This is a genomic window from Pedobacter sp. Leaf41 (assembly GCF_001422545.1).
Taxonomy (GTDB): Bacteria; Bacteroidota; Bacteroidia; order Sphingobacteriales; family Sphingobacteriaceae; genus Pedobacter.
Map to the genome: position 1 here is coordinate 138122 of NZ_LMLE01000006.1, position 26816 is coordinate 164937.

General features: G+C 36.3%; 30 protein-coding genes and 1 tRNA gene. 9 read left to right on the forward strand and 22 right to left on the reverse strand.

The window, feature by feature from the left end; all coding sequences use genetic code 11:
- Positions 1 to 105: 105 nt before the first annotated feature.
- The 3 genes from ASE92_RS07815 (at position 106) to ASE92_RS07825 (ending at position 2521) form a co-directional block, all read left to right on the forward strand.
- Positions 106 to 516, forward strand: coding sequence for an Rrf2 family transcriptional regulator (locus tag ASE92_RS07815; RefSeq protein WP_056849551.1), 411 nt, complete (start codon positions 106 to 108; stop codon positions 514 to 516).
- Between the two features lie 118 nt (positions 517 to 634).
- Positions 635 to 1309, forward strand: coding sequence for an NAD(P)-dependent oxidoreductase (locus tag ASE92_RS07820; protein WP_255352343.1), 675 nt, complete (start codon positions 635 to 637; stop codon positions 1307 to 1309).
- A 180-nt stretch (positions 1310 to 1489) separates the two neighbouring features.
- Positions 1490 to 2521, forward strand: coding sequence for a quinone-dependent dihydroorotate dehydrogenase (locus ASE92_RS07825; RefSeq protein WP_056849553.1), 1032 nt, complete (start codon positions 1490 to 1492; stop codon positions 2519 to 2521).
- Between the two features lie 23 nt (positions 2522 to 2544).
- Here the strand turns inward: ASE92_RS07825 and ASE92_RS07830 are convergent, their stop codons facing one another.
- From ASE92_RS07830 to ASE92_RS07865, 9 genes are all read right to left on the reverse strand, one after another.
- A complete protein-coding gene (locus ASE92_RS07830) occupies positions 2545 to 2907 on the reverse strand; it encodes a DUF2200 domain-containing protein (RefSeq protein WP_056849554.1) in 363 nt (120 codons plus the stop codon).
- 149 nt (positions 2908 to 3056) lie between these two features.
- The gene (locus tag ASE92_RS07835; RefSeq protein WP_369817408.1) at positions 3057 to 3476 is read right to left on the reverse strand and encodes a DUF6620 family protein; all 420 of its coding nucleotides are present in this window, start codon (positions 3474 to 3476) and stop codon (positions 3057 to 3059) included.
- Positions 3477 to 3485: 9 nt separating this feature from the next.
- Positions 3486 to 3623 (reverse strand): hypothetical protein, encoded by a 138-nt coding sequence (locus tag ASE92_RS21355; RefSeq protein ID WP_200926372.1) that lies wholly within the window; start codon positions 3621 to 3623, stop codon positions 3486 to 3488.
- Positions 3624 to 3782: 159 nt separating this feature from the next.
- Positions 3783 to 4811 (reverse strand): hypothetical protein, encoded by a 1029-nt coding sequence (locus ASE92_RS07840; RefSeq protein ID WP_056849555.1) that lies wholly within the window; start codon positions 4809 to 4811, stop codon positions 3783 to 3785.
- A gap of 259 nt (positions 4812 to 5070) precedes the next feature.
- Positions 5071 to 6552, reverse strand: a complete 1482-nt coding sequence (locus ASE92_RS07845) for a hypothetical protein (protein ID WP_056849556.1) — start codon at positions 6550 to 6552, stop codon at positions 5071 to 5073.
- A 97-nt stretch (positions 6553 to 6649) separates the two neighbouring features.
- Positions 6650 to 7363: a hypothetical protein gene (locus tag ASE92_RS07850; RefSeq protein WP_056849557.1), complete on the reverse strand. Its 714-nt coding sequence runs from the start codon at positions 7361 to 7363 to the stop codon at positions 6650 to 6652.
- A gap of 187 nt (positions 7364 to 7550) precedes the next feature.
- Positions 7551 to 8573 (reverse strand): hypothetical protein, encoded by a 1023-nt coding sequence (locus tag ASE92_RS07855; RefSeq protein WP_157255689.1) that lies wholly within the window; start codon positions 8571 to 8573, stop codon positions 7551 to 7553.
- Positions 8574 to 8779: 206 nt separating this feature from the next.
- Positions 8780 to 9097: a hypothetical protein gene (locus ASE92_RS07860; RefSeq protein ID WP_056849559.1), complete on the reverse strand. Its 318-nt coding sequence runs from the start codon at positions 9095 to 9097 to the stop codon at positions 8780 to 8782.
- Between the two features lie 20 nt (positions 9098 to 9117).
- Positions 9118 to 9909: an SDR family oxidoreductase gene (locus ASE92_RS07865; protein ID WP_056849560.1), complete on the reverse strand. Its 792-nt coding sequence runs from the start codon at positions 9907 to 9909 to the stop codon at positions 9118 to 9120.
- Between the two features lie 125 nt (positions 9910 to 10034).
- On the opposite strand from ASE92_RS07865, the gene ASE92_RS07870 reads away from it, so the two are divergent.
- A complete protein-coding gene (locus tag ASE92_RS07870) occupies positions 10035 to 10382 on the forward strand; it encodes a helix-turn-helix domain-containing protein (RefSeq protein WP_056849561.1) in 348 nt (115 codons plus the stop codon).
- Positions 10383 to 10757: 375 nt separating this feature from the next.
- Positions 10758 to 11153 (forward strand): tyrosine-type recombinase/integrase, encoded by a 396-nt coding sequence (locus ASE92_RS07875; RefSeq protein ID WP_082454975.1) that lies wholly within the window; start codon positions 10758 to 10760, stop codon positions 11151 to 11153.
- A 149-nt stretch (positions 11154 to 11302) separates the two neighbouring features.
- Here ASE92_RS07875 and ASE92_RS07880 read toward each other — a convergent pair whose 3' ends face one another.
- From ASE92_RS07880 to ASE92_RS07890, 3 genes are all read right to left on the reverse strand, one after another.
- A complete protein-coding gene (locus tag ASE92_RS07880; RefSeq protein WP_010602219.1) occupies positions 11303 to 11473 on the reverse strand; it encodes a hypothetical protein in 171 nt (56 codons plus the stop codon).
- Between the two features lie 34 nt (positions 11474 to 11507).
- Positions 11508 to 11581: transfer RNA gene (locus tag ASE92_RS07885), tRNA-Cys, on the reverse strand.
- A gap of 70 nt (positions 11582 to 11651) precedes the next feature.
- Positions 11652 to 12398 carry an RNA methyltransferase gene (locus tag ASE92_RS07890; protein ID WP_056849563.1) on the reverse strand — a complete coding sequence of 249 codons (747 nt, stop codon included), beginning with the start codon at positions 12396 to 12398 and terminating at the stop codon, positions 11652 to 11654.
- Positions 12399 to 12508: 110 nt separating this feature from the next.
- Between ASE92_RS07890 and ASE92_RS07895 the strand changes: the two genes are divergently transcribed.
- Complete coding sequence (locus tag ASE92_RS07895; RefSeq protein WP_235527317.1) at positions 12509 to 14803, forward strand: BamA/TamA family outer membrane protein; 2295 nt, start codon at positions 12509 to 12511, stop codon at positions 14801 to 14803.
- Here the strand turns inward: ASE92_RS07895 and ASE92_RS07900 are convergent, their stop codons facing one another.
- On the reverse strand, positions 14804 to 15376 hold the full coding sequence (locus ASE92_RS07900) for a 2'-5' RNA ligase family protein (RefSeq protein ID WP_056849565.1): 573 nt from the start codon (positions 15374 to 15376) through the stop codon (positions 14804 to 14806). It lies immediately after the preceding gene.
- A gap of 204 nt (positions 15377 to 15580) precedes the next feature.
- Between ASE92_RS07900 and ASE92_RS07905 the strand changes: the two genes are divergently transcribed.
- Complete coding sequence (locus tag ASE92_RS07905) at positions 15581 to 16531, forward strand: DUF3829 domain-containing protein (protein ID WP_056849566.1); 951 nt, start codon at positions 15581 to 15583, stop codon at positions 16529 to 16531.
- A 72-nt stretch (positions 16532 to 16603) separates the two neighbouring features.
- Here the strand turns inward: ASE92_RS07905 and dnaJ are convergent, their stop codons facing one another.
- From dnaJ to ASE92_RS07935, 6 genes are all read right to left on the reverse strand, one after another.
- Positions 16604 to 17767, reverse strand: a complete 1164-nt coding sequence (gene dnaJ / locus ASE92_RS07910) for a molecular chaperone DnaJ (RefSeq protein WP_056849567.1) — start codon at positions 17765 to 17767, stop codon at positions 16604 to 16606.
- Positions 17768 to 17856: 89 nt separating this feature from the next.
- Entirely contained in the window at positions 17857 to 18438 is a 582-nt protein-coding gene (locus tag ASE92_RS07915) for a nucleotide exchange factor GrpE (protein WP_056849568.1), read from the reverse strand.
- A 275-nt stretch (positions 18439 to 18713) separates the two neighbouring features.
- Positions 18714 to 19397 (reverse strand): cell division ATP-binding protein FtsE, encoded by a 684-nt coding sequence (locus tag ASE92_RS07920; RefSeq protein ID WP_056849569.1) that lies wholly within the window; start codon positions 19395 to 19397, stop codon positions 18714 to 18716.
- Between the two features lies 1 nt (position 19398).
- Positions 19399 to 19602 (reverse strand): hypothetical protein, encoded by a 204-nt coding sequence (locus ASE92_RS07925; RefSeq protein ID WP_056849570.1) that lies wholly within the window; start codon positions 19600 to 19602, stop codon positions 19399 to 19401.
- Positions 19603 to 19653: 51 nt separating this feature from the next.
- Entirely contained in the window at positions 19654 to 21564 is a 1911-nt protein-coding gene (locus ASE92_RS07930; protein WP_056849571.1) for a gliding motility-associated C-terminal domain-containing protein, read from the reverse strand.
- A 64-nt stretch (positions 21565 to 21628) separates the two neighbouring features.
- Positions 21629 to 22645 (reverse strand): acyl-CoA reductase, encoded by a 1017-nt coding sequence (locus ASE92_RS07935; protein WP_056849572.1) that lies wholly within the window; start codon positions 22643 to 22645, stop codon positions 21629 to 21631.
- Positions 22646 to 22723: 78 nt separating this feature from the next.
- On the opposite strand from ASE92_RS07935, the gene ASE92_RS07940 reads away from it, so the two are divergent.
- Entirely contained in the window at positions 22724 to 23074 is a 351-nt protein-coding gene (locus ASE92_RS07940) for a 4Fe-4S dicluster domain-containing protein (protein ID WP_056849573.1), read from the forward strand.
- Positions 23075 to 23167: 93 nt separating this feature from the next.
- Here the strand turns inward: ASE92_RS07940 and ASE92_RS07945 are convergent, their stop codons facing one another.
- Both ASE92_RS07945 and ASE92_RS07950 read right to left on the reverse strand, forming a co-directional pair.
- Positions 23168 to 24421, reverse strand: coding sequence for a serine hydrolase (locus ASE92_RS07945; RefSeq protein ID WP_056849574.1), 1254 nt, complete (start codon positions 24419 to 24421; stop codon positions 23168 to 23170).
- 14 nt (positions 24422 to 24435) lie between these two features.
- Entirely contained in the window at positions 24436 to 24885 is a 450-nt protein-coding gene (locus ASE92_RS07950) for a universal stress protein (RefSeq protein WP_056849575.1), read from the reverse strand.
- Positions 24886 to 24995: 110 nt separating this feature from the next.
- On the opposite strand from ASE92_RS07950, the gene ASE92_RS07955 reads away from it, so the two are divergent.
- On the forward strand, positions 24996 to 25781 hold the full coding sequence (locus tag ASE92_RS07955) for a C40 family peptidase (RefSeq protein WP_056849576.1): 786 nt from the start codon (positions 24996 to 24998) through the stop codon (positions 25779 to 25781).
- Between the two features lie 79 nt (positions 25782 to 25860).
- Here the strand turns inward: ASE92_RS07955 and ASE92_RS07960 are convergent, their stop codons facing one another.
- Positions 25861 to 26781 (reverse strand): WD40 repeat domain-containing protein, encoded by a 921-nt coding sequence (locus ASE92_RS07960; protein ID WP_056849577.1) that lies wholly within the window; start codon positions 26779 to 26781, stop codon positions 25861 to 25863.
- Between the last annotated feature and the right edge of the window lie 35 nt (positions 26782 to 26816).

Genomic DNA, 26816 nt, shown 5'->3' on the forward strand with positions numbered 1-26816 from the left:
CTATTTTCTTGGGTCTAGGATTTTTATTTAAAAAAATAAATCCTGATATATTTTGATGTTAAATAAATCTCCCTACATTTGTACTGTAATAAAAATAATTACAGAATGAACAATAGCCGGTTTCCGATTTCCTTACACATTTTAACCTTGCTCGATGATGCGAAAGGTGCAGTAGTGAGCTCGGACTACCTGGCTGGAAGTATTAACATTAATCCTGTACTGGTACGAAAGGAGATCATTAATTTACGTAAGCATGGTTTCGTTGATAGCAAAGAGGGGAAAGGCGGAGGTTCATTTTTGGCAAAAAGCGCATCTGAAATTAATCTCGGTGAAGTTTATCAAGCGGTGAAAAACAACAATATTCTAGGGCAAAGTAAAAACGAGCCAAATCCTAAATGCCCGATAGGGAAACAAATTAATCAACATTTAAATACACTTTACAGCGATGCAGAAAACGCGTTAATCGAAAATTTATCAACGCAGACACTGGCTGATTTCGCATTAAAATTTAAATAAAAATTTTTTATCCAAAACTGTAATAAAATAAGTTTCAGTTATGATCTTCTAATCTTATTCATTCATTCACTCATTCAAAATTCACTCATTACAATAATCACTCATTCAAAAATCAAATATTCACCAATTAAAATTAAATAACATGAAAGTAGCACTGATAGGCGCCTCAGGATTTGTAGGTAAAGCCCTTTTAAATGAATTAGTTAGCCGTGGGAACGAAGTGGTTGCCATTGCCCGTGACACCACCAAAATTGAAAACGCTGACGAAAAAGTAAGTAAAGTTGCGGTAGATGTTTTGGATACCGATCAACTTGCAGAGGCTTTAAAGGGAGCAGGTGCGGTAATAAGCGCATTTAACGCGGGTTGGACTAATCCAAATCTTTACGATGATACTTTGGCTGGGGCAGAGGCAATCCTGAAAGCAGTAAAAGCATCGGGAGTAAAACGATACATTTTTATTGGGGGTGCCGGAACTTTGCAAATTGACGGAAAACAGTTGGTTGATGGTCCTGATTTTCCAAAGGAAATTTATCCTGGAGCATCTGCTGTAAGAGATTATTTCAATACTTTAAAACAAGAAAAAGAATTGGATTGGGTGTTTTTCAGTCCCGCTATTGAAATGCATCCAGGTATTACAATCGGTAAAACTGGAACATATCGTTTAGGTAAAACTTCACCGGTTTTCAATGAAGAAGGTCGCTCAATTTTATCTGTTGAAGATTTAAGTATCGTTTTGGCAGATGAATTGGAGAATGATGCACATCATCAAGAGCAATTTACTGCAGCGTACTAGGGAAATAAATTATTAATGGGAGACGGGAACTTTGATGTAAAATACAATAATGTAATTTCAACTGACGATTTGCGAACAGGTACCAATCGCTACTTAAGTTGCAATCCTTTTATATTAAGCATCTAACATTTTCCATCTTCCATTACCTTCCATTTTCCATATTTTATTTATCTTCGTGGCATGTATCGCCTTATTAAACCAATTTTCTTCAAGTTTGACCCCGAAAATGTTCATTATTTCGTTGTTAAGCGATTAAAGTGGTTTAATGATAAGTTTCCTTTGGGTAAAACCATCATTCGCAGCAGTTTCGATGTTCATATAAGAGGTTTGGAGAAGGAGGTTTTCGGTATAAAATTTAGAAATCCCGTAGGTTTAGCTGCGGGTTTTGATAAAAATGGTGAGTATGTGGAGGCGCTAAGCAACCTAGGTTTTGGTTTTATCGAAGTAGGTACAGTAACGCCAATGCCACAGCCAGGTAACGATAAACCACGCATGTTTCGTTTGCCAAATGATGAAGCCTTAATCAATAGAATGGGTTTCAATAATAAGGGCGTTGATGTAATGGCAGAGCGTTTGCGATTGCTTAAAGACAAACATCCGGATATAGTTGTGGGTGGAAACATCGGTAAAAACAAAGCAACGCCGAATGAAGATGCCGTAAGTGATTACATTAAATGTTTTGACCGACTATTTGATGTGGTAGATTATTTTGTAGTTAATGTAAGTTCCCCAAATACTCCAGGGTTGCGAGAACTGCAAGAAAAAGAACCGCTGAAAAATATTTTGAATACACTGCAGCAACGAAATAGAAAAAACGATATCTCTCGACCAATTTTACTAAAAATTGCACCTGATTTAACAGATGCACAACTCGATGATATTATTGAAATTGTAGCAGAAACAAAAATAGCCGGCATTATCGCTACCAATACAACTATTAGCCGTGAAAATTTGGCCACCGAAAAAACTTTAGCCGCAGAAATGGGCGGCCTAAGTGGTAAACCGGTTAAAGAGCGTTCTACGGAAGTGATTCGCTATCTTTCAGAAAAATCGAATAAAGCTTTCCCGATTATTGGGGTTGGCGGAATCCATTCCCCAAAAGATGCCCAGGATAAATTGGACGCTGGTGCCTGTTTGGTTCAGCTTTATACGGGTTTTATTTACGAAGGTCCCGGACTAATCAAATCAATTTGCAAAAGTTTGGTTAAGTAGGGTTATTAAAAGATCCATGGGGATTATACTCTTAATATTTTCTCCATCTTTTTGCCTTTTGCCAGTTCATCAACCAGCTTGTCTAAATATCTTACTTGCCTAGTTAACGGGTTTTCAATCTCCTCAATGCGATAGCCGCAAATTACACCTGTAATTTTTTCTGCATTAATATTCAGTTTAGCCTGCTCGAAAAAAGTTTCAAAGGTCACTTTTCGGTCGACAAGCTCCTGTTGTTTGTGCTCATTAAATCCAGTTAACCATTCTATCACTTGTTTTAGTTCTTGTTCCGTTCTGCCTTTGCTTTCCACTTTGGTTACATAGTGTGGATATACCCCCGCAAAAGTTAACCTGGCAATTTTTTCGTTATGAGATGGATTTTCTTGCATTTTTCCAGTTTTTCCGAAGGATAAAAATAGGAAAAAACGGAAAAAATATATTGCTTTTAGTTTTCAAAAGTTGAATCATAAAAAGCTATTCGAATCCGTGTTCGAATTTCAAGCATGCATAAAATTGCTAAGTAATTATGCGGCTTGGTTTAAAATTCCATATCATCCGCAAGATTACCCCCTTGTTCTGAGGCAAAAATTGCCGCATATTCCTTTTGCTTTTCTTCTCGATATTTATTGAACAAGTCTAAAGTTTCAAAAGGCTCATCATTTGTGATCGGCATCCATTGCAAGGCTACGGCCTGGAAGTCGCCCAGGTTAATTCCAAATTTTTCTTCGATCCATTGCGCCCCATAAATACCATATTCATAAGCGGCTTGCCTGGCACCATTTAATTCTTCATAAAAATAGCGGTCTGTCTTCATTTTTTCCAGGTTTATTGCACCTTCCTCTATAAGTGATGCCTGTAGAGCTCCGAGTTTTGGATGCTGATCGGCCTCTCCGAAATATTTTCCAAATTCCGTGGTTACTTCAAATGTGTGGTCTTCCTGCATCCTCGTAATCCAAATTGCCGAGGCTTATTCAAAAACTGCAGGTTCGATACCTATTAGTTTGCAAATGTCTTTGACATCAATTCCAGAAGCCATTTTTGCTGAAATTGCCGCATAATCTTGGATGCTTACCCCGTGAATAGGTTCTAATAATGGATTGCTCATGGCGATAAAGTTTAGTTGGTTTGGTTATTATGATCTCTTAATGATCTCCCCATACGACGGGAATATTGGCCTCGATAATTTCTATAGTTTGCGAATTCATCATTTATAGATTTTGGATTTAAAAATTAAACTTTAGGCTTTAATAGTGGGTTTAAAATGTTATTGAGCAATGGAGATATTTTCAGAGAGCAAATAATTAAAATTCAAAATCTTGTTCATCTCCGTTTTATTGTCCACATTTTTCATTTGCGATCGATATGCATCGCCATAAATGAAAATATGTGTGTTTTCTATCTGATAATATTTTAAACAGAACAAAGATTGTACAACTGCCTGATTGCTACTTTCATCAAATACAATTTCATAACCGACAACACTATTTTTGTCACGTTTATAAGTTAAGATATTGGGCTGTCTCGCCAAAAAGCTATCCATATTAAAAGCTGTTGTATCTGTCGACATCCAGATGGTAAGTTGCTTCAACCCAAAATCATTCTCTTTATGGTGGAGATCATAAATAATAGAGCGATCTTTTAGAGTTCCAATTTTGATGTTCCCAAAAACCTGATTTTTTAAGTCTCCTGATTCTTTAATCTCAATTTCTTTCGGAGTTTTAATGAGAATTTCCCTTCCCTGATTATTTATTAAGGTATCTGTTTTTTGCGGTAGTTTAGTTATCGGGTTGAGAACAATTTGGGGGTTTTTGACTAGCTCAAGCTTCAAATTTTCAACCTTTTTTTGCATTTCTTTTTGACGAAGGACTGCGTCATTAATACTTTTAACGTATTTTTCCTTACTGAGCTTCGTAAATTCTAAAATCGTATTTTTCGAATCCGACAGGGTGGCATTATCTTTAAATTTGATTTTGAAAGCATCGCCATCAAACTCGTTTGCATAAATTTCATAATAGTCTTTATTAGGAATTTGGAGCTGACGGAAATTTTTGAGTTTTTTTATGTCGATTGTGAATTTTTCGGGAAGTTCAAAAAACAGGCTATCATTTCGCTTTATAAAGTGGAAATTATAATCTACTACCTCTTGCATCAGGTCGCCGTTAAGCCCCCTAAATGGTTCCTTATTTTCTCTGTAAATGTCATTCACTTTCCAGTAGCTTTCCTTTTCCTGCGAACTACAACTTATCAATAAGAAAGTAAAACAAAGCAGTAATAACGTTTTTATTGCACTCATGTTTAAGGGATTTTTTTAATTCAATTTACATTGCATAAGATAAGCGTTGGCACTTATCAGAATTAATTTAATTAGGATTCGCAAGATCTAGTTTAGAATCTGTCGGGGTTCACCTATTATTCGTTACTGAGATCAGAACTTATAAAATTAAAATTTGAGATCTGAAACTTTAGATAGTTGCGCTTTAGGACAAGATTTTTCTTAAACCTTCCGGTGTTTAGCGGCAGTAATGAAAGAAGTAATCAAACTTTGCAGATGATTATTCCAGAATCTTGACGTTTAGATGCAGATCTTTTATCTTCACTATTTGCGCCCTGCTGATTAAAGAAATACCATCCGTGATCAAATCAGGATTCACAGCTTTCATTTTATCTGTAAAAACGTTTTTTAAAATTAAATCATCAAAAACAGCATATTCCACACGGCCCTTCGTTACACTGCGATAGCCCCCAATATTACCTAAATATATAATTGATTCGCCATCAGTAAGGTAATTACTGTTTGGAATTTGCCTTAACTTCTCCATTTTCAGCTTTGAAGTTTCAACAGGCATTCCGTTAAAGTATAGCTTGTCCTTATATTGCATAAACCCGTCTAAAGCATACGTTTTGATATACTTTTCTTCAAAAACCTCATTTTTTTTAGTTTCTGGATTGTAAAATAGTACATGCTCTATTTCCATTTTCTTTTTATCTGTCAATAAATAATTTTTATTGTCAATTTTAACAAGTAATCCTGTTGAGGTATTTGGATCGTACTTATTGAAGACTACGGCCTTACCTTCTTTTTGGAAATATAGGAAAGGAGAGAAAATCTTTTGAAGATTAATGTTGGAGTAAAGGCTGGGATACCAAATACCATAATAGCCTTTTTCGTTACGTCCACTATCATCATAGCCGTAATTTAAATCACTGTATATCGATTTTCCATCCGTAATAAATGATTCTGTATCGTTAATTTTAATTTCGATTATTTTACGCTGATCTATATTTAGCTTCTTGATGGAGTTATCGTCAATCGCGAAAACTTGGTTGTTGTAAGAAAAGTATTTTTTAGAAATCACTGGCACTATATTGCTTCCATCCATCAGCTTCTCCGATTTATCTACATGGTCGTCATAATAGCCTTTTGAATTAATTTTAGAATGGTCGCCAAAGAAATATAATCCGTTTTTATCATAAAAATAATTTGCTGCAATATGTTTCAAAGATGGCTCATCAACTGGTATGGCAACCGGAGCGAGCGCATAGGATTTGATATCAAGGAAATACAGGTTTCCATCTGTTTTGGATTTATAAACAAAATCATTAACAGCAGTGAAATTTGAAATGTCAACTTTAACAGCCTTAATTCGTTCAGATGTATAATAGATATTTTTGTCGTCTCTAGAGAGGAAGTAAAACTCATCACGTAGAATGATTTTTAGCTTGTCTAAATCAAATTTGAAAGGGAAGTATTCTTTAAAAAAAATGCTGTTCCCAATGGCAAGTAAAGTTGTCTTATCATAATCAATTTTTGGATCTTTCTCAAAAGTGTAGCCATCCCAATTTGCACCACCAATCATTTTATAAGCCCGAACCTCTTTTAGTTTGGGCATGATCATGTAACCTCCTATCACGAACTGATTCACGGTATCTGTTGAGAGCTGGTTATTCTGGTGATTTGATTTTGCTTGTTGTCCGTTGCAAGAAGCAAAGACGATTACTAAGTTCATTAATGTGATAAGCTTTATTATTTTCATGTCTTTTTGCGTTGATTGATTTAAGAACGAATAGCCAACGAAGGCTAATTTAACATCTAATCGAGGTGGACTTTAGAAATCAAAGATTTTAAATATGTTAAGCCACTAGACCCGATACCCTTAGATTTGGATAACGATCGCCCAACTTTTTAAGGAAATCATTGCCAATAATAATTTCTTCAAGGTTTTTTTGTACGTTCAATGAAAAAGCACTTAAACCCGTGTTAGGATAGCTGAACAACAATGCAGAAAATAGGATAAGCTCTATCGGACTTTCGTCTGTAGCCAAGGAAATTCTAAAAGCTTTAACTTGATCTCCTTTTTGCCTGGCATATGCTTTTATTGTCCCTTCAAGCGGAAGCTCGGTAATTGACGAGACCAGCAAACGAGCAGGTTTAAAAACAAAATGGCTGGAGATTTCTCCATCAGTATCTGTATCAAAGAGGTGTAAATCATCTCCGCTTAAAACCAGATATTTCGGGGTTTGAACGGAATGAAATCTAACTGTTCCTAACGTTGCCATTCCCTTTAAGCTATCTTTCACGCTATCTTTGATGGAATCTTTCGTCGTGTAATTTAGGCTGGCATAATTAAAGGCATCAATCATTTTGCCTTCCATCTGTTCACTAATAAAGGAAAGTTCTCCATTTAAAAAGTTGTTTTTATAAATGGCGGCTTTATTCATTTCTGCGCTAAAATTTGTGTTGAGAAACATCTCTGATTGCTTCTTCTTTTTTATCTGCATAAAATAGAAAATGCCTCCGTATATAGCCACCATGGCAACAAGAACGATAATTAGTGTGGTGCTCATGTCTTTTAGTTTAATTGGTGTATGTAAATTAACTAACTAAAAATACATCTTGATGCTAGAAGAATAAGACGTTGTTATTATCCGTAGACCTTTATTTTATATTCGTTCCATTCTGTTGAATATTTGAAAATGGGAGTGGGAGCGCTTTTTTCCACATTTTGGGTGAGTACGTAAAAAACTGTAATACTTAATGTCGGTTGTCGCAGTTAATGGCGATATTACCAGAGGCTTTGTTTAATACAATAATGCTTGGGCAACCAAAAGAATGGTACTCGAAACCAAAAATAACACCTGGTTTGTTTTTAAACAGGTAACCTGCCCATTGATTTTCTTCTTTATTTCCAGCCACAAAATTTAGAGGAGCTATTGATGATCCTTCACTATTTGTAAATTTCTCATTTTTCAAAACCACTTTATCTTTCGTGCTGATTGCAATAAAATCCCTCTCGGTTATAGTTCCGTCGGTTAAAATATCTTTAATATAATAGATAACTGAACCACCTGAAAAACTGTAATAGGCTTCTTTATCGCCCTTAGTTAACGTATTGTGATTTGAAATAGGGAATTGTTTTTTATTGATTTCTTTCCATTTTACCAATTGCATTTTCCCCGGCAAGAACGGATTATTGCTACCGATATAGACTAGTAGATTTTCATAGTAATTTGAACCCGATTTTCTTAAAAGCTTGTCTCCAATTTCAAAACCAATCATGTAATCCCATATCGTAATTTGCTCACCTTTATCCGCGTAGGGCGTTAAGTGCGCAACAGCTTTTAATCGAATAACTGGGGTTTTAGTCAGTTGATTCAGTTTATAATCGTACATAAATACGGTATCCGTTTCTTTTAGAAGCATTCCTTTGAGCAGTTTTTTACGGTAAGCTGTTTGCAGCTCGAAGTACTTCAGTTTATCGAATGAAATGTTTTTTTGATTGTTAACGTAAGTTGACGGTATGGCTAAAGTGTCGTTATAAATATCAGAAACGGAAATGAAAGCTTTTGGGTTTTTGTCTCCCATGGCAACCACCCTAAAGATATTAAGTTGGTTTCTTGCGATTTGTGATCTGCCTATAGTGTTTCGAACAGCGCCATCCGATAGGTTTGCGTTATAATTATTCTCTGCAGGAGAAACGTTTGATAGCAAACTTAAAGCAGTTGAAGCCAGGGTAATCAATTTGTACATCATAGCACTATCTAATTGGTTGCTCAAAATAATGCTTAATTAATTTAAATGGCAGGTGAATTATAATTCGCTTGGCCATGTAGTGAATTCGATGATAACCAATTGTTATTGGTTTTAAAAATCTTTTCCAAAACTACCGCTAGAATGAGTGAATCAATTTAGCAGATTTGAGAAAAGAATAGATATCGATTAATGATTGAATTGTTCAATTTGGCTGGCACTTAAATTTTTAATTAACCAGTAATTTTTAAATATTGGATTAAACCGTCTTTTATTTCCAGGTGATAGTCCAAAACAATAGGACTTCCGGGGAAGTTACCTGAGACTTCAGTTTTTAATATTTGATCGGCATTTAGATATTCAATGGGTTTCATTGTCGCTTGATAATCTTTATTGGCTTTTTCAATCCAATTTTCTATTTCTTTTCTTCCATCGTGCGTTTTGCCCTCGTCAAAAACTACGGCTGTTTCATTAAAACAATTGGCATAAGCTATGCTATCAAAATTGTTTTGCGCTGTTACTAAATCGATAATTACTTTTGGTAAGCTCATATATTTGTTCTTTTAGATTATTAAATTGTGGGTACTGTTCCCCCGTCGATTACAAAATTGGTTCCTGTTAAATAATTAGCTCTTGGTGAAACCAAAAAGCCAACAAATTCCGCTACTTCTTCTGATTCTGCAGGTCTGCCAAACGGTATCCCACCTAAGGCATCCATAACACCTTGTTGAGCTTCTTCTATGCTGCTATTTGCATTTCTCGCAATTTCACCCAGCCATGCTTTTGATGCTGTAGTATTGATCCATCCTGGTGATACAGTGAGTACTCGAACTCCTTTTGGCGTCACTTCGTTTGATAAGCTTTTACTGTAATTTATCAATGCTGCTTTTGAAGCTGCATAAGGCAAAGTAGAATCGTATAATGGTAGTTTGCCTTGTGTAGAGGCGATATGAATAATGACTCCACTTTTTTGTTCAATCATTTGTGGTAAAAATCCTCTGTCTAATCGTACAGGAGCAAGCAAGTTAGCTTGCAGCGTCGATTCCCAATCTTCATCTTTTAATGCAGCAAAACCACCAGCAGGCGTTACCGAAGAACCAAGGTTGTTGACTAAAATGTCGAGCCTGCCATAAGTAGAAAGTACTTCGTTGACTACTTTTTGTGAATCTTCTGCCTTGCTCAAATCGGAAGAAATGAAATGCAAATTGTTGTTTTCTTTTTCAGGTGCATTTCGTGCTGTAATAATAACGGTTGCGCCAGCTTGTAAAAGCCTTTCCGCTATCGCTTCTCCAGCTCCTTTTGTGCCTCCTGTTACCAAGGCAATTTTGCCCGATAATTCATTGCTAAAATTAAATTGTTCCATTGTATAATTATTTATGGGCAAAATTGGCGTATACAAAAGGTTTGAACAAGTACGGAATATCGAATTGCATAGGGTTAAATTTTTCCCCTATTGTACAATTTGGAACATTGAACTAAGTTTGCTTTATGAAAGACAGAAAAATTCCATTGAACCTAAATTGTGGCCTTGATTTAATTGGTGAGGTGCTTTATGGCAAGTGGAAAATTCGTTTGCTTTGGTTTATTGAACAAGGACATAAACGTCCCAGTGAATTGCAAAGGAAAATACCAGAGGCTTCACGCAGGGTTCTAAATATTCAGTTAAAAGAATTGGAAGAACACGAATTAATTTCAAAAGTTATTTATCCTGTTGTTCCTCCAAAAGTCGAATACAGTTTAACAGATTTTGGGGAAACCTTAATTCCTGTAATTTCTGCTTTGGGTAACTGGGGAGACGAGCATGAAGAACGATTGCGGAATCTCATTTTAAAGTAGAGAATCAGGAATTTGATAATGGAAGTATTTACCGGCAATTGCACATCACGTCGGCTTTCAATTCTGGCGGATTCTGCTTTAGTAGTTTTACAATTGCTAAAAATCCAGAGTCGTCAGAGATTTTTAGTTTTTCAGTGGCCTCAAATAGTGAAAACATTCTTTTGTATTATTCCAACCAACATTGGTTTTTTCAACACTGTTTTAATACTATCCATTAATTAGTTGATACAGTTTTATACGGAATGGATATTTTTTATCGAAATTATCATATGCTCCCGACTGTAAGCGACCCATTCTGACTCAAGTGTTATTTGCCAATATGTCATTATCTAAAGTATCTAAAACTGCAGCTGTGCACTTGGCTTACTTGAGAACCTGAAACATAAGGCGATTTTAAGTTTATTATATGGTTGTGGCTTAAGATTGAGCGAATTAATTAATTTAGAAATCAATAATATTGATTCAAAAAATGGGGTAATTAATCTCTATCAGGCAAAGGGTAAGAAAGATCGGCAGGTGATGCTGCCACCAACTGTGCTGCCGTTGTTGAGGGATTATTTCAAATTATGTCGCCCTAAGCTGTATTTATTCGAAGGGCAATCTGGTTTACAATATTCGCCTCGAAGTGTGCAAATAGTTTTGAAAGAAGCTGCAGCCAAAATTACCAAGAAAGTTTCACCACACATTTTGCGCCATAGTTTCGCTACCCATTTGTTAAAAATGGAACGGATATTAGGTACATTCAATAACTTCTCGGACATAATAGTTTAAATACGACGCAAATTTATACCCACATTACCGATGTTGCAAAGCAGAGGGTTCAAAGCCCACTTGATTTTTAACAAAAATTATACTGCATAAAAAAAGCATCCTTTGATCAGAAAGATGCTTTAAATGTTTTCGAGAAAACTCGCTAAAAACTATTTTGCTAAACCAGCTAAAACAGCGTTGTTTTTAGCTAATTGATCGTTTTTAGGTTGAGCAGAGCGACTTCCTAACTCAATGTTAGTTGCTCTTTTTAAAAATGCTACCTCTTGGTGAGCTGTATTTTTATTCCTTCTGTCTTTTCTTTTTAATCTGGTAACTGCCATGGTAATAACCTTTTAATTATTTTATTTGTACAAATGGAGGTCGAGAGCGGATTCGAACCGCTGTAGAAGGTTTTGCAGACCTCTGCCTAGCCACTCGGCCACTCGACCTTGAAATTCAAGGTTGCAAAAATAGCAATTATTAATTAGTGCGCAAATAATATCTTAATTATTATAAGTCTTAATTTTTAACCCGCACTAATTCAGCGCAAAAAATTGCTGCACTTACTGCTACATTTAAAGATTCGGCTGCTCCAATTCGCGGTATGGTTACTGGCTTATTTATTTTACTGATCACCTCACTAGAAATTCCTTTCCCTTCATTGCCTAACACAATCAAGCCTTCGCTGCCCCAATTGGTTTTGTAAATAGATTCGCCATCCAGCAAAGCACCAAAAACTGGCAAATTATTGTATTCTAAAAATAATGGAAGGTTTTCGTAATAAATTTCAACCCGGGCCAAAGAGCCCATCGTGGCTTGTACAGTTTTAGGATTGAAAGCCTCTACGGTATCTTCAGAACAAATAATCTTATCAAAGCCGAACCAATCTGCAGTTCTAATAATGGTACCCATATTACCTGGGTCTTGAACGCCATCCAACACCAATGTAAATTGATTTTGCAACGATTTTGGATTTATTTTTCGGTCTTTCGGCATATGTAAAATCGCCAAAAAACCTTGTGGCGTTTGCAAAGTACTAATCTTACCTAATTCAACGTTGTTTACTTCAAATAAGTTTATATTTGCAGGCAATTTGGGTAACAAATTGGATTGTTCGCTGTTGTAAAATATGCTGTGGATTTGGTAGCTCGAATGGATAAATTCTTGAATTGATTTTATGCCTTCAACCAAAAATAAACGGTGCTCTTTACGATATTTTTTTTGATGCAATGACTTTATAAAACTAATTTGAGACTTTGAAAGCATACCAATACTTGATAAATATAAAACTGAAAAGCACTGCAATATTACTATTTATTATTGTTTTAATTCAGAGCTGTTCTTCCACAAAGTATATTCCCGATTATCAATCAATTGTGAAAAAGGTTACAATTGATAGTGTAGATGCGCAATTTGAGGAGCAGGCTTATAATTATGTTCAAAAAGATATTCGTCCGCCATCGGCTTTTAGCATCAACGTACCGCTATACAATTTGTTTAATACTAAAGATGGCCGTTATAAAACCAATAACATCAAACCCTTTGGTACGCCTCCAGCAATTTTGGATAGTGCACTGGTAGAAATATCAAGAAATCAGATTCAGAAATTTTTGACGGGTAAAGGTTATTTCGATGCAAAGGTTGCCGCTGAAATTAAAGTAGAAAACAAGAAAGCAGAAATTGATTTCAAGGCAAACCAGGGTAAGGCATCGTATGTAGCAAAAATGAGCGACTCCATCTTTAGTAAATCAGTTAAGGATGTTTATGATAGAAATAAATCGAGTTTTACGCGTTTACATCCTGGTATGCGCTATGATGTAGATTCGTTAACGTATGAACGTGAACAGATTTACCGGGTGATGAAAGAGAATGGTTACTTCTATTTCTTACGTCCTTATGTAAATTTTGATGTGATTGAAACCGAACAGCCACAAAGAGTAAATTTGCGTTTAAATATTACCAACCCAGCCACGGGGCCGCACAAACAGTACAAAATCGGCACAACCTATATGATTATTGCACCTAGTCCGGATGGTTTTCCAGATTCGTTGCGTAATTACGTAAACAGAGATACTACTGGCGGTGTTTCATTTACCGATTTATCGAAAAGATATAGGAAAACCCCTATTCTTCGCTATGATTTCTTAAAACAGGGCGAACTTTACGACATTAGAAATGAAAATTTAACTTACGATCGTTTGTACGAATTGAATATTTTCAAAAATGTTAAAATCGATTATTTCAATCGCGATAGCACGGGCAATAAAATAAATCCAATTATCATGGTTACGCCCCAAAAGGTGATGAGCAATAGGATAGAGGGTGAAGTGCCTTTTAATGGTGGTACGGTGGGCATTAATATCAGTAATACTTATACTAATAATAATTTATTTAGGGGCGCAGAGCGATTTGAGTTTCAGGTAAAAGGTGGATTACAATCTCGGATAGGAAATGGTGCATCTCCATTTAGAGATATTTATCAACGCGATTTCTCTGTTAGTGCAAGTATTACCGTTCCACGCCTAATTATTCCGTTTTACAATCCGGTATTGGGGGGGAATGGTATGCCGCATACTACATTTTCTTCCAGTTATATTTATGCCTTGCAGAAAGATGTTTCTGTAAGGAATATTTTTATCAACTCGATCACTTATGATTGGTTTGAAACGAAATCAAAACTGCATTCCTTTACGCCTTTAAATTTCGAATATCGTTTTGGTAATTTAAGCGATAGTTTGGATGTAAATGAAGTTGCAAATAATCTTTATTATGCAACCTTGTTAAGGCGTCAGGATTTAACTTTAGGGATGAAGTACAGTTATACCTTAAATGCCGATAAGTTAAACCAATTGCGAACATTCTTTTATTTAAGGGCAAATATTGATATCGCTGGCAACCTTTTGCAAGGCATTTCCAAGCTTGGTGGATCGGATAGCGACCCAGCCAATGATAACCCTGCACGTATCCTCGGTTTGCCTTTTAACCAATACGTTAGGCCAGAGGTAGATTTAAGATGGTATAAACACCTCGGAGGCGAAAGGCAATTTATTGCTCGCCTAAATACTGGAATTGCCTATTCTTACGGGAATTCTATTTTAACAGGTATTCCGTTCGAGAAACAGTTTTTTGCTGGTGGATCTAGTGGTTTAAGGGCTTGGCAGGCTAGAACTGTAGGCCCTGGTAATTACAACAGAGAAGTTATTGGCTCAGAGACATTAAGAAAGGCGTTGTTTGGATTAGATCAATTGGGAACAATGCGCCTTGAAACCAATTTTGAGTATCGCTTTACACTGGCGAAAAAGTTTTTTGGGGCAACCTTAAGAGGAGCAGCATTTTTAGATGCTGGTAATATCTGGAATGTTCGTTTAGGGGAATCGATTAGTCAGCAAGTTACCGAATTAGATGAATTGACCGTTTTCAAATTGAGTAGACTAGCTAAACAAGTGGCTATCGGTACTGGTTTTGGTCTGCGTTACGATGTTCAGTATTTTGTTTTCAGGTTTGATGTAGGTTTGAAATTAAAAGATCCACAATTTGGGAGTGGCGATCAATGGGTAATCGGCAAAATGTTTTCGGGTTCAAAAGCGTTTAAGGAACAATATAATTTAACGCATACTCCAGATACTTATCGATTTGTTCAGTATAATTTTGGTATCGGTATGCCTTTTTAATCAACCAAAAAGTGTTAGTGGTTTTGGCTTTTCTGATGGAGATTTAAATGGAATTTCTTTAAAGGCCTGCCATGTTTTGCCATCATGTTTATAAACTGAAAACGCTGAAACTAAAAATTTCCTTTTAAACTTACGATCCTTAAACTCAGTAATAAGTTCCCGGTAAACTTCTGGCTTTAAGTCTCTAAATGCTAATGTTACGTGTGGCTTAAATTTCAGCCTATTTTTTTCAACTAATTTCATCGGCTTAAGTTCTTCATCTATTTGTTTTTTCAAATTGATAATGCCTTGATTCTGTTCTGCATCAATGTAAAATGTATGTTCTGGAAAGGAATTGAAATTCAGTAATATCTGATCAAACGACTCGGAATAGGAGGCATTATTTAGTGCGCTGAAAAAATTTTCCTCTTGCGAAAGTGAGGTTATCCTCACCGGATCATATAAAGTTAGGTGTACAGGGCGTTTAAGAGATTCGAAAACTGTAAATTTTTCAGAAATAAAATTTCTTAAATCATGGATATCGTCCACAACGTCTTTCGGAGGGATTAAACATACCAAAAACAAATTTTCCATAATTAAAATTACTAAAATAATTAGTAAAAATAATTTTAAAGTGAAAATAAATTTCGTTTAAAGGCGAATAAAATTTAGTTTTGATTAGTCATCCCTCAAACAAAGCATTTGTTTCAACAAACATCCCGAAGCTATCATTGTTAAGCATTTATTTAAAAACAACTGTCATTTAATTAATAAATCAGATATAAACAAAAGCGAAAGATGAAACTACCTATCAAACTACTAATTGTCGCAACAGCGATTTCATTCTCTGCATGTAAAGGCGGGGATAAAAAAGTTGAGAATGCTAAAACCGAATATGCCGAGGCCAGTAATGATGAGGCCAATCAAATAGTAGAATATAACAACGTTTTAGTCGCTTACACAGATAAAAACAATACCTACTTGAAAAGCATGGAGAGCAATGTGCAACGCATTGCCAGAGGACTGGAACAACCTAATAATCAATATGCGTTTATAGGTATTATAACACCTTTTTCCGTTCCGCATTTTAGCAAATCAACCATGAAACCTGAAACACCACCAAAAGTTTTAAGCGGTGAAGATCAGAAGTTTTTTAAGGATAATGTATTAGCACTCAATGAATCATTTGAAAAAATGAAGAATACGTATAAGTCGCTTGACGACTATATTAAAGCAGAAGATTTCAAAGATGATAAAGGTGTAAAAGGCAAAGCGCTTGTTGATTCTATTTATGCAATGAGTAAAACTTATTACAAATATGATGATCAGTTATTAACGAAATTAGAAGTAATTGGTGATGATGCAGAACGAATTATTTTGAAAACGCATCCACTTAAAGAATATATTTTTGCGATGAAAGACGACCGTAAAGCGGTAGCTGATTTTAATAAACTAATTTTGGAATCGAAAAATTATAAAGTTGATGAAGCTAAAATAAAGACTGCGTACACCGCATTGGAAGCACAAAACAAAAAACATACCGAAATGGATGCCCCAAATGCGGCTAAGTTTCCAGGTAAGGATGATTCTTTCAAGCGTTTTAACGAAAGCTTTAAAGAGTTTTTAATAGAAACCAAAAAGGTGATGAGGGATGCTGCAACATCTGGTAAAATAACAGAAAATGATACAGAAAATTTAATTAGAAAGCACGAATATATGCGCACTAGTTACAACAGTTTTGTTGACTAGTTGGGGTACCTGAAAATGAAAAAACCGATAGCGAGAGCCATCGGTTTTTTTTTATGTTCTATCGATAATTAATTACTCAAAATATTCTTTCATTCTTTCGAAGAAGCTTTTATCGTTTTTGCCGGGTTGCGGCTTGAAATTTGGAGATTCACGTAATTTCTCAAGTGCACTGCGTTCATCGCTACTTAAAGCTTTAGGTGTCCAAATGTTGATGTGAATAATTTCGTCGCCTCTATGATAGGAGTTTACTTCTGGTAAACCTTTTCCTTTTAAGCGTAATAATTTTCCGCTCTGCGTTCCAGGTTCGATTTTGATTTTCGCTTTTCCATCAATTGTTGGCACTTCAAGGCTCATGCCCAAAGCAGCATCAACAAAACTTAAATGTAAATCGTAAACTATGTTATTTCCTTCGCGTTTTAATGTTTCGTGAGGAATTTCTTCAATTAAAATAATCAAGTCTCCAGGGATACCGCCATTTGGTGCTGCATTACCTTTTCCACTCATGCTTAACTGCATGCCTTCGCTCACACCAGCAGGAATGTTAATGGTGATGGTTTCTTCGCCACGTACAACGCCATCGCCGTGGCAAACATTACATTTTGCCGTAATTTGTTGACCGCTACCATTACAAGTAGGGCAGGTAGAGGCGGTTTGCATTTGGCCCAAAATGGTATTGGTTACCCTACGCACTTGTCCGCTACCTCCACAAGTACCGCAAGTACTTACTGATGATTTGTCTTTTGCTCCAGAGCCATCGCAAGTTTTACAAACGATTAATTTGTTAACCTTGATTTTCTTCTCTGCACCATGGGCAATCTCTTCAAGGGTTAACTTAACTTTAATACGCAGGTTAGAACCTTTAGCTACCCTGCGGCCGCCGCGTTGCTGGCCACCGCCACCACCGCCAAAAAAGCTTTCGAAAGGATTATGACCACCAAAAACATCTCCAAAATTACTAAAGATGTCATCCATGTTCATTCCGCCGCCACCATAACCGCCGCCACTGGCACCGCCAACACCCGCATGCCCAAATTGATCATAGCGTTGCTTTTTTTCTGGGCTACTTAGCACTTCGTAAGCTTCGGCTGCTTCTTTAAACTTATCTTCAGCAGCTTTATCGCCAGGGTTTTTATCTGGGTGATATTTAATAGCCATCTTGCGATAGGCTTTCTTTATCTCGTCCGCAGCCGAACTTTTGCTAACGCCTAATACGTCGTAATAATCTCTTTTACTCATCTTCTTTTTAAAATGATTGAATTTTGAATGATCGAGTGATAGAATGTATAATCATTCAATCCTTCACATTCTAACATTCAATAATTAATTTACGCTCCAACTACAACTTTAGCGAAGCGAATTACATTATCATTTAATGTATAACCTTTTTCAACTTCATCGATCACTTTTCCCTTTAAATCTTCGGTAGGTGCAGGAATATTGGTAATTGCCTCGTGAAAATCTGTATCAAATGGCTGATTGATGCTTTCCACATCTTTTAAACCTTTTTGAGATAATGTATTTTTCAATTTAGTGCTCACCAATAGAATTCCTTCTTTAACTGGTGCAACATCTGCAGCAGTTTCCATCGCTTTTAACGCCCGATCAAAATCATCCAAAACAGGTAATAATGATACAATTACATCTTTACCAGCAGTTTGTAGTAACTCAACGCGTTCTTTTTGAGTACGGCGTTTGTAGTTATCAAACTCGGCATATAAACGCAAGTATTTATCGTTAAGTTGTTGCACCTCAGCTTGCAATTTTTCTTCTACAGATAATTCTGGCGCTTGTTCAGTTTCTTTTATAGTGGCATCAGTATTTTCTGCATTCTCAGCAGCATTTTCTGATGAATTTTCAGGATTCATTATATTTTCTTCTTTATCGTTATTTTTCTTCTTATTAAACATAATACTAGGCTGAATTTTTTTGTGTTAATCTCAACTATTTTGCCATAAACGTAAATCAGCCAAGCTGTCAGATTTATGTGGCTTTATCTGAACAGATTGACAGAAGAAATACGATTGTAGATTTTTGATTTACCATTTGGCAGAAATCAAAATGGATGGACTTAAGTTTGTGATTCCAAACGACGGTTTTTATAGATTTGATTTTGCAATAACCAAACCTAAAATTCTTACGGCAGGTGCCGGATCAAAAATCGTAAATCTAAACTCTAAAATCATTAGGCTATTTGTGCGCCTTCGAGCACCACTCCATTTTCGCATTTAATAATACGGGATGGAAAAGTGCGGATAATATGGTAATCGTGGGTAGCCATTAAAACCGCAGTTCCGCCCTGGCTAATTTGCTTTAAAAGTGTTACAATTTCTTCTGAAGTTTCTGGGTCTAAATTTCCAGTTGGCTCATCGGCCAAAATAATTTCCGGGTCGTTAAGTAAAGCTCTTGCAATTACAATCCGTTGCTGCTCGCCTCCAGAAATTTCGTGTGGCATTTTCTTTATCTTCGAACGTAAACCCACTTTATCTAAAACATCTTTAATGCGCTCGTCAATTAGTTTTTGATCATTCCAACCTGTGGCTTTTAAAACAAACTCCAGATTCTTTTCTATGGTTCTATCCGTTAACAACTGAAAATCTTGAAAAACTACACCTAATTTTCTGCGTAAAAACGGCACCTGACTTTCTTTTAAATTTTTTAAATCGAAACCGGCAATATTTCCCTCGCCGTTGCCAATGTGTAAATCGCCATATAAAATTTTCAGTAAGCTACTTTTACCCGAACCTGTTTGACCGATTAAGAAAATAAATTCATCTTTTTCGATGTGTAAATTTACGTTTGAGAGTACTAAGTGTTTCTGTTGAAAAACATCAACATTGCTTAAATGAATTACTGCGTGTCCTGCCATTTTATATTTCTAATTTAGCAATTTGCCCAAAAGGCAAATCTTTAACCATTTTCATAATGTACTCTTGTTTATCGCCCAAACCCAGTTTTTCCAAAGATTTATCTGGACGATCTACCCTAAAGTAAGCCAATAAGGTAAACTTATCATCTCGTAATTGTACGTAATCTGGAATTTTGGCGATGCCTTTAACTTTAACGATATACATTGTGCTCAAAAATAGCATTTCAAAACGATAAGCGAAAGCAAGAATGGCTTTTTATCTAATCAGATTGATCCAGCCGCTAAAGGTTCGGAAGTCACTATTAAAGTAGATGGTGTAATAATATACAGCAGAGGGAAGATCTTTTCCATTTAATTTTCCATCCCAGGGTTTAAACGGGCCGGTGCTCTGGTAAACCAATTGTCCGTTTCTGTTAATAATTTTGACAAGAGGATTCGGAAAGGCGTAAGCTGCTGGAATCTCCCAAATATCATTTATTCCATCGCCATTTGGCGAAAAGGTATTGGAGATTACGATTTTTGGATAAACTTTTATCAATACATCGTCACTCCCGGTTGAGCAACCAAACTTAGGTACAGCGGTTAAGGTATAAATAATATCAGTTGGAGGTGTTGCTGTTGGACTTAAACTTAGTGGATCGTCTAAGTAATCACTTGGTGTCCAGTAAAAATAGTCATAATCACCTTTAATCTTTCCGTTAAGTTTAGTTGATCGTCCGGTAAGGATTTTTACATCTTTTCCGGCATCGGCAACAGCCTTTTTTATTACAGAGATGTTGATGTCGGCATAATCTACACATCTGCCGTTTGAAACCTCGACACGGTAAACGGTGTTTTCGTTGGGAGAGGCAATGGGGTTTGGAATGGTTGGATCAGTGAGTCCAGCTATTGGAGTCCACTTATAGGCTGTTCCACCCGAAGCTAAAAGTGCGATGGAATTTCCCTCGCAAAGGGTAGCTTCTGAAATGTTGGTAGAAACTGATAGTTGATCAAGCACAGAAACGGATGTTGTGGCTGTGCTTGTACAACCATTGGTGGTTACGGTTACAACGTAATCTCCGGCCACCGCTTTGGTGGCTTTTGAGATGGTTGGGTTTTTATCAGTTGAAGAAAAATTTGGTCCTTTCCAGCTGTAGGATGTTCCGCCAGATGCATTTAACTGGATAGTTTCGCCCATACAAACGGGGCCTGAATTGTCTGCTTTTGCTATCGGGTAGGCGGTAACATTAATAGTAACAGGCGGAGATGCAACCCTGCAAATTATCGAATTTATATTGTCGGCTTCTGCAGCAACTAAACGATATTGATAAATGCCTGCGGTTGCATTATTGAAAATGGCTGTGTATGTAGTGGCTGTTTGCCCTGCGATATCGTTCCATCCGCTTCCGGTATTCAATTGCCACTGATACCGTGGATTAACATAAACATCATTAGAAACATTGCCCTCGAACTGATAATTAGCACTTTGCCCTTCGCATAAATTAGCATTTACATTTTCGCTATTGTCTATCTTCTGAGTAATTACAGGACCACATGCTCTAAAAGTAATGTCATCAAAAGCCAAGTCGTTTCCAACACCACCCGGACCAGAGTTGATGATTTTAAGTACAAGATCAGTTTCTGTTCCTACTGTGAATGTAGTAGAATATTTAATCCATTGAGGTGTAGGGCCATCTAAGATATCGCCAGTAATATAGGTCTTCAAAATCTGACCCATTTTGGTCTCAATTTGAAAAGTAAGATTTGGCTTTTTTCCTGAATAGTTTAAAATATTGATTGCCCAGGCGGCAAATTCGTATGTTGTACCTGAGCATAATGAGGGTAAATTAGTCTGATAAAAAATACCAGGGTTCGTAGAGGCATTAACAATCATCATATAACCATCCGGATCGTTAGGTGTATGATTGGTAATTTGGTGCCAACCACTCGTTTGATTGAGCATACCGAAGGTGTTTTTAGAAATGGTATAATCTCCATCGGAGGGAGTACCAGCAACGAATTTATAGTTGGTAATGCCTCCTAACGATGGCCCAAAAAGCGCTGAGCCACGCCCAAAATCGAAATTGATTACCGGATCGCCCAGTGCCCCGGTACACTCTTGCCCAAATAATTTAATCCCACTCAGAAACAGAAGCAGAATTAAGATTATTTTATTTGGTTTTAGCATCGCTGGCAATGAGCGTTAACGAATATGTGAATAATTTACTGAAAAACAGGCCTAAAAAAAAGCGTTAGACCAAACTATTTAGAAATTCGACGGTATTTACATTATCAGCATAATCCCAGAGCTTAGGGTGCTGACTTTCTCCAAATGGGAATGTATTAATTGTCAAACTTTCCTTTGTAACAACACATTGAATGTTATCTGTCTGCAAACTTAATTTTTCTTCTAATTGTTGAATATTATCATATTCTTCATAAAAAATAACAGCCAAAGGAGAACTCAAACTTTCATCTTCTTTTAACAACAAAAAGCCATTATCATAATGTTTCGCTGCATTTACGAGATAGATTGATTTATTATAATCGTAGTTATTATTATATTTAAAATGATTAATAATGGGTTGAAAGCTTTCAATGCCTTCATAAAAGTTGGCAATATCGTAGCCTTTAGGAAGATATATTTTTGAAACATTTCTACAGCCTAAACCAAAGTAGTCGAAAATATCATTGCCCAAATTTTCGATATCTTCCTTTGTCTCAGTTCCATTAATCACAGCAACGCTATTTCTGTTTTTTCTGATGATGTTTGGCACCTTGCCAAAATAATAATCAAAATAACGAGATGAATTATTACTTCCAGTGGCGATAACTGCATCGAAATCTTTTAATCGTTCTACATATTCAATTTTACTTGCCAATGCAGGTTCAATGTTTAGCAACTCAGCAATTACTGCTTTAATTAATTTATCATCTGATGAAGAAAGCTTAATCATGGCAATATTTCCAGAAGCAATTACACTCAAAACATCATGAAAACCAACCATAGGAATGTTGCCTGCCAGGATTAAACCAATCTTTTTCGGTGATGAACTGAAGCTGATCGTTTTGAACCACTGCTCAACATCAGCTTCGTTTAACATCTCTGCAAATGAGGATAAAGACTTTTTTATATTTTCTGCGGTAAACCAGGCATTGCTGTTTTCTGCAGCATAAATTGCATTTCCTAGTATGTCAGTAGGGTTTGTAAGCTTTATTCCTAATTTTTTGAAGGCAATTATTACTTTTTCTTTAGTTAAACCTGACATATTTAGAATTATTATTAAGTGATTAAGTGCTATATTTGCATCGCAAAGGTAAACTAAGCAAAAGAATTAGACGAAAACATGGCAATTAAAATAACAGATGAGTGTATAAATTGTGGGGCATGCGAACCAGAATGTCCTAATAACGCAATTTACGATGCCGGTACTGCATGGCGTTTTTCTGATGGTACAAATCTAAATGGTATCATCGATTTTGGTAATCAACAAATCGAAGCTGATTCTTCGCAAGAAGCTGTTTCTGATGAAGTTTATTACATTGTATCTGATAAATGTACGGAGTGTAAAGGCTTTCATGATGAGCCACAATGTGCTGCGGTTTGTCCGGTAGATTGTTGCGTAGACGATGAGGATATTCGTGAAACGGAAGAAGAGTTACTTGCGAAAAAAGCCTGGTTACACCAGGAGAATTAAGATTGTGACTATACGATTTTAAATTTTCACAAAATTTAAAGCTTAAGATGAATATAAATCCCGATGAAATTCGGGATTTTTTTGTGCCTATAATTATTGAAAGGCTTGATAAACGAGCGATTTAAATTGCTCGCTCAACTTGCTGTGAGAAAGTGGCCATTGTTGAACATAAATTTGAGCAACCATTTTCTTTTTTGGGTCTACCCAAAAATTAGAACCAAAAAAGCCACCCCAACCATATGAACCGGTGCTTTGGCCAAGTTTTTTACTTCCTTTTTCAGAGATGACTTCGAACCCCAAGCCAAAATAGTTATCGCCGAAGGGAATAGAGCCAATTTGGTTTGTGGTCATCAAATCTACACTTCGTTTAGACAATAATCTTTTTCCATTTAATTCACCATTATTTAACAGCATTTGGAGAAACAAACCATAATCTTTTGAAGTAGAAACCAAACCGGCACCGCCAGCAAAGTAGCCGTTGTTATTGATTGGATAGTTAACGGTTGCCCCTGGAAACGCACCATCTACCCAAGGTTTTACAGTTTTTGTAGTTTCGTCTTCGGTGTAAACCGTTGCTAATCGATCTTGTTTCTCTTTGGGCAACGCAAAGTAGGTATCTTTCATTTCTAAAGGGCGGAAGATTCTTTCTCTAAAAAATTGATCCAGACTTAAACCTGACGTTACTTCTACCAATCTCCCTAGAACATCCATAGCCAGACTGTATTGCCACTTTTCGCCAGGCTGCAAAGCGAGCGGCAGCTTTCCTAATTTATTAATTTCGGTTTCTAAAAGTTTTTTATTCGTTACAAACCCAGCTTCAATACCAGCTTTAGCGTATATGGCGTTCATCTCTGGCGATCCTATTTGCGCATATCCTAAACCTGAAGTGTGTGTAAGTAAATCCCTAATGGTTATTTCGCGTCTAGCTGGCACCGTGGTATAGCTACCATCTTTTTTATTGTACTTATCAAGCACTTTCGGATTTTTAAATGCCGGAATAAATTTAGAAATGGGATCATCCAGTGTAAATTTTCCCTCGTCAAAAAGCATCATCACCGCTACACAGGTTATGGCCTTGGTTTGCGAGGCAATTCTCAAAATATCATCTGTTTTAAACGGACGATTCAGTTGGTTTCCATAGGCCTTATTATACACTGTTTTGCCATCAACGGCAATATTTGCAGTAATGCCTTTAATCCATCCGCTATCAAGATATTGTTTGAAAAGACTATCAATTTTAGAAAGTTCTTTTGACGATATCGAACTTTTAACCTCATTTAGTTGTGCATACGAACTATTAAACGTAAGCAACAGGAAAAATAATGGTGCGTAAATGAATTTTTTCATAATAAGGTGTCTTCCTAAATGTCGCATTTATTAGGAATAATCAATACCGGACAAGCAGATTTTCTTGCCACATGCTCAGCAACACTTCCCATTAAAAAATGATACAAGCCAGTTCTGCCGTAGGTTCCTATCACAATTAAATCAGATCCCCACTCATCAGATTGTTGAATAATTCCGTGGGCGGCCGTATCTACCACACTCAAATAAGTTGTTTTTATCCCATTACCGAATTTGGTTTCCATCTCTTTCAGTAAGACATGGCTGTTTTCTTCGCTGTTATCGTAAGTTTCTAAAAAAACAGGCGCTAACGTTAAATCGGGATTTACATTGGCAGGGATCGGCTCAATAATGTTTACCAATGCAACCTCAGCATCAAACTTTTCAGCCATATCATATCCGGCTTTAGCAGCTTTTTCTGAACAAGTGCTATTATCTACAGCAATTAATATCTTTTTAAAATTCATAACGAGCAGATTTAAATGTGAACATCATAAAATTAACAAATTTCAATTCAAAATGTTAGGCATTGATTGTAAATTGTTAGTTTTACTTCCAATTCAACGAGCAAAATTAAATGGAAAATCAATACGGTATTTGTAGAATTGCAGTAGCTCCTTTAAGGGCTGAACCATCAGATAGGGCAGAGATAGTTTCGCAGTTATTGTTCGGTGATTACGTAGAGGTTATTGGAAAAGACGATAGATGGTGGCTGGTAAAAAATGGCTACGATGGCTACGAAGGCTGGATGGATTTTAGACAACTGGCTGCAATTTCGGATACACAATTTGTAGAAATGAATAGTTGTGGTTTATTGGCTCCTTTAAGTTTCAGTAATGTTTTAACTGCTGCCGATGGTAGTGTTTATCATTTAAGTCCGGCAAGTAATATACCGTATTTAGCTGATGGCTTTTGTTTTGCTGGCCAAGAAAAATTCAAGGTTAACTTTGAGCCTCATGATACATCGAAGACAGATTTTAAAACTGAAATCGAATCCACAGCTAAATTTTTTCAAAATATTCCTTATTTATGGGGTGGCCGTAACCTTTTCGGTTTCGATTGTTCGGGATATGTACAAACTGTTTTTAAACTGTTAAATATTAAGTTAAACCGAGATGCCTCACAGCAAGCAGAACAAGGCGAATTGGTTGGGTTTTTAGCGGAAGTTAAACCTGGTGATGTAGCTTTCTTTGATAATGCTGAGGGTAAAATTACACACGTTGGTATTATGCTGAGTCCGAATGAAATTATCCACTCATCAGCAAAAGTTAAAATTGATCCAATTGATGATCAAGGGATTTTTAATAGAGAATTAGGCGTTTACAGCCATAAGTTGCGAATTATTAAAAGGTTTGTGGAATAAATGATAGGGTCGCACCATAATGTAAACTGATTTATGGTAGCACCTTTTCCAATTTTAATTGACAATTTTCAAATTAGGGTTAGATTTCCATCTCCCAAACCAATACTTTTCTGTCATCACCAGTAGAAATTAAGTATTTGCCATCTCTGCTCCAAATAATCTTATTAATAGAATGTGTATGTCCGAATTCTCCTTTTTCTAGACTTAAAATTTTGTAAAGCTTAAAGTTTTCTGCATCCCAAAGTTTAATGCTTTTATCCTGACTGCCCGTTGCAAAATAGGGAAGGGTTGGATGAAAGACAATGTTATAAATCGTAAACATGTGCGCTGGAATAGTTTGTGCCAATTCGTAATTAGTGCCATAGGCACCCCTTTGGGAGCAATTCCATATTTTCAATTGCGCATCTCTGCTTCCAGAAATTAAATGTTTCCCAGTTGGATGATAAGCTAAAGAAGTAACGGGTAACGAATGACCTTCCAAAGCTTGTTTTAAACTGTAATCCGCCAAATTATAAATCCTTACTAAGTGGTCTTTACAGCCAAAGGCAATTTCAGTTTCATCGGGAGAAATTGCAATGCACCTAACTGTATCATAAGCGACCTGAAACCGATAAATTTCCGAATAATCATTTAGCGACCAAACTGCAACCGAACCATCTTCACCTGTAGTTAGCAATTCATTTTTGTTTTTTGCTACCTGGATATCGAAAATTGGTTTTGGGTGCGCATTAATTCTTATTATGATTTCCTGTTTAGTTAAATCATAAACGTTAAATGCCCCACTTCTTTCGCCAATGAATAACAAATTATTATAGCTAAGCAAACTGTAAACCGAACTTTGTACAGGCGTTTTTACCTTTACGAAAGCCATTGTATCTAATGACCATTCTACAACTCCTTTGTCATTTCCTGCACTATAGAAAATACCATTCTCCTCAGCATTTGCTAAAGCATAAACAGGATTTTGATGACCAGGAAAGGTATGGAAATGTTTAAGCATATTCGAGTTATGGGGTGCATGTTGCGAGTTACAGG

What these genes read in the sequence shown, in the direction of transcription:
- ASE92_RS07930 (WP_056849571.1), bottom strand. Translation starts at nt 21,564, where the DNA reads ATGCTAAAACCAAATAAAATAATCTTAATTCTGCTTCTGTTTCTGAGT.
- ASE92_RS07920 (WP_056849569.1), bottom strand. Translation starts at nt 19,397, where the DNA reads ATGGCAGGACACGCAGTAATTCATTTAAGCAATGTTGATGTTTTTCAA.
- ASE92_RS07900 (WP_056849565.1), bottom strand. Translation starts at nt 15,376, where the DNA reads ATGGAAAATTTGTTTTTGGTATGTTTAATCCCTCCGAAAGACGTTGTG.
- ASE92_RS07865 (WP_056849560.1), bottom strand. Translation starts at nt 9,909, where the DNA reads ATGGAACAATTTAATTTTAGCAATGAATTATCGGGCAAAATTGCCTTG.
- dnaJ (WP_056849567.1), bottom strand. Translation starts at nt 17,767, where the DNA reads ATGAGTAAAAGAGATTATTACGACGTATTAGGCGTTAGCAAAAGTTCG.
- ASE92_RS07890 (WP_056849563.1), bottom strand. Translation starts at nt 12,398, where the DNA reads ATGCTTTCAAAGTCTCAAATTAGTTTTATAAAGTCATTGCATCAAAAA.
- ASE92_RS07860 (WP_056849559.1), bottom strand. Translation starts at nt 9,097, where the DNA reads ATGAGCTTACCAAAAGTAATTATCGATTTAGTAACAGCGCAAAACAAT.
- ASE92_RS07925 (WP_056849570.1), bottom strand. Translation starts at nt 19,602, where the DNA reads ATGTATATCGTTAAAGTTAAAGGCATCGCCAAAATTCCAGATTACGTA.
- ASE92_RS07845 (WP_056849556.1), bottom strand. Translation starts at nt 6,552, where the DNA reads ATGAAAATAATAAAGCTTATCACATTAATGAACTTAGTAATCGTCTTT.
- ASE92_RS21355 (WP_200926372.1), bottom strand. Translation starts at nt 3,623, where the DNA reads ATGAGCAATCCATTATTAGAACCTATTCACGGGGTAAGCATCCAAGAT.
- ASE92_RS07905 (WP_056849566.1), top strand. Translation starts at nt 15,581, where the DNA reads ATGAAACTACCTATCAAACTACTAATTGTCGCAACAGCGATTTCATTC.
- ASE92_RS07850 (WP_056849557.1), bottom strand. Translation starts at nt 7,363, where the DNA reads ATGAGCACCACACTAATTATCGTTCTTGTTGCCATGGTGGCTATATAC.
- ASE92_RS07825 (WP_056849553.1), top strand. Translation starts at nt 1,490, where the DNA reads ATGTATCGCCTTATTAAACCAATTTTCTTCAAGTTTGACCCCGAAAAT.
- ASE92_RS07915 (WP_056849568.1), bottom strand. Translation starts at nt 18,438, where the DNA reads ATGTTTAATAAGAAGAAAAATAACGATAAAGAAGAAAATATAATGAAT.
- ASE92_RS07870 (WP_056849561.1), top strand. Translation starts at nt 10,035, where the DNA reads ATGAAAGACAGAAAAATTCCATTGAACCTAAATTGTGGCCTTGATTTA.
- ASE92_RS07955 (WP_056849576.1), top strand. Translation starts at nt 24,996, where the DNA reads ATGGAAAATCAATACGGTATTTGTAGAATTGCAGTAGCTCCTTTAAGG.
- ASE92_RS07830 (WP_056849554.1), bottom strand. Translation starts at nt 2,907, where the DNA reads ATGCAAGAAAATCCATCTCATAACGAAAAAATTGCCAGGTTAACTTTT.
- ASE92_RS07935 (WP_056849572.1), bottom strand. Translation starts at nt 22,645, where the DNA reads ATGTCAGGTTTAACTAAAGAAAAAGTAATAATTGCCTTCAAAAAATTA.
- ASE92_RS07945 (WP_056849574.1), bottom strand. Translation starts at nt 24,421, where the DNA reads ATGAAAAAATTCATTTACGCACCATTATTTTTCCTGTTGCTTACGTTT.
- ASE92_RS07880 (WP_010602219.1), bottom strand. Translation starts at nt 11,473, where the DNA reads ATGGCAGTTACCAGATTAAAAAGAAAAGACAGAAGGAATAAAAATACA.
- ASE92_RS07960 (WP_056849577.1), bottom strand. Translation starts at nt 26,781, where the DNA reads ATGCTTAAACATTTCCATACCTTTCCTGGTCATCAAAATCCTGTTTAT.
- ASE92_RS07950 (WP_056849575.1), bottom strand. Translation starts at nt 24,885, where the DNA reads ATGAATTTTAAAAAGATATTAATTGCTGTAGATAATAGCACTTGTTCA.
- ASE92_RS07940 (WP_056849573.1), top strand. Translation starts at nt 22,724, where the DNA reads ATGGCAATTAAAATAACAGATGAGTGTATAAATTGTGGGGCATGCGAA.
- ASE92_RS07840 (WP_056849555.1), bottom strand. Translation starts at nt 4,811, where the DNA reads ATGAGTGCAATAAAAACGTTATTACTGCTTTGTTTTACTTTCTTATTG.
- ASE92_RS07815 (WP_056849551.1), top strand. Translation starts at nt 106, where the DNA reads ATGAACAATAGCCGGTTTCCGATTTCCTTACACATTTTAACCTTGCTC.